The organism is Pedobacter sp. GW460-11-11-14-TSB4 (assembly GCF_059423705.1).
Genome location: NZ_JBWKYI010000071.1, coordinates 1 through 1,218, shown reverse-complemented (window position 1 = coordinate 1,218; position 1,218 = coordinate 1). Strand labels below are relative to the sequence as shown.

1 protein-coding gene is annotated in these 1,218 nt (G+C 42.1%); it reads right to left on the bottom strand.

What is annotated here, in order from left to right:
- Positions 1–40: 40 nt before the first annotated feature.
- On the bottom strand, positions 41–1,039 hold the full coding sequence (locus AC07YT_RS25060) for an IS110 family transposase (RefSeq protein WP_086544852.1): 999 nt from the start codon (positions 1,037–1,039) through the stop codon (positions 41–43).
- Positions 1,040–1,218 lie beyond the last annotated feature (179 nt).

Below are 1,218 nucleotides of genomic sequence, written 5' to 3'. Positions count from 1 at the left end.
CAAATAAAAAGTTTTTTTTCTGAGAAGCATTACTTTAGATTTATGCAGCAGGCTCCAGGAGGTATGGCGTACCTCTTTTAACAGCAGCAAAAGCTCTGCTCAGTAGCTTATTTTTTATCACATTCAGTACACACATAGCGTTTTTTCCCTCAGCTTTTTTTCGATCATAGTATCGTTTGAATTCGTTATCTTTTTTTATCGTGTTTAGCGCACACATGGTCAGTAACGCCTTTAGTTTTTTATTGGCGAGGTTGCTTACCCGGTTTCTCCCTCGTATACTCGTCCCCGAGCTATGTGGAAATGGGACTATTCCACAATAGCTCGCAAACTTTCTGTAGTCTGAAAATGCAGCGAAGGCTTCAGTATGGATCAGGATAAACATAGCCGTCTGCTTTCCGATCCCATGCACGCTCTGCACAAGGCTGAACTGTTCGTTTAGTTCCTGGTCCTCTGTTATTAAGGCTGCCAACTCGATATCTACCTTTTTTATCCGTTCGGCGTAAAGGGCAAGCATTTCCTGGCTATCGGCTATGCAATAGCCAGCGTTCTCCCTATCAAATCCTTTAAGCTCTGAGCAAGTGCATTTAAAAGAGGTCTGGTGTCTTACCAACTGTTCGCGGTGTGCCAGCAGGTGTTTGAGTTTTGAGCTTGTTGCCGAAGGAAGGAGGTAAGGACGGGCTTTGTGCTGATTTGAAAAAGCATAGCTTGCGATTGCCTGTGCGTCAGCCTTATCAGATTTCCCCCGTTTAAGTCCAATGGAACGCTTAATGTGCAGCCCGTTTTCAACCCATATAGATAAATCATTTGCATGCATAAAGTTGGTTATGGGGCAGATATAAATACCTGTATGCTCGCAACAGAAAAGAACCTTCTTAGGCGCGATACCATGTATGGAAAGCCATTCCAGCATTAGGCCAAAGCCATCATAGCTGTTCTTAAAAACATGGTGAAGGGGCTTGTCGAAACAGGCCTGTGTAACAACAGCAACATCGATGGTTGATTTGGAAATATCTATTCCAACAAATAGTTCATAATTCATAACTTTACGGTTAAGTGAAATGGAAATCCTAAAGTTGAATAAAACTGAATCCCTTAATAGTCCGCTAGACTAAAATTCTATATGGTTCTTGTTCAACTAAAAAGCAGAGGTCTGTTACAGGTTCTAGATCGTAAGTCTGGATCGCAGCATAGTTCACCTCTGCTTTTAAGGTTTCCTTT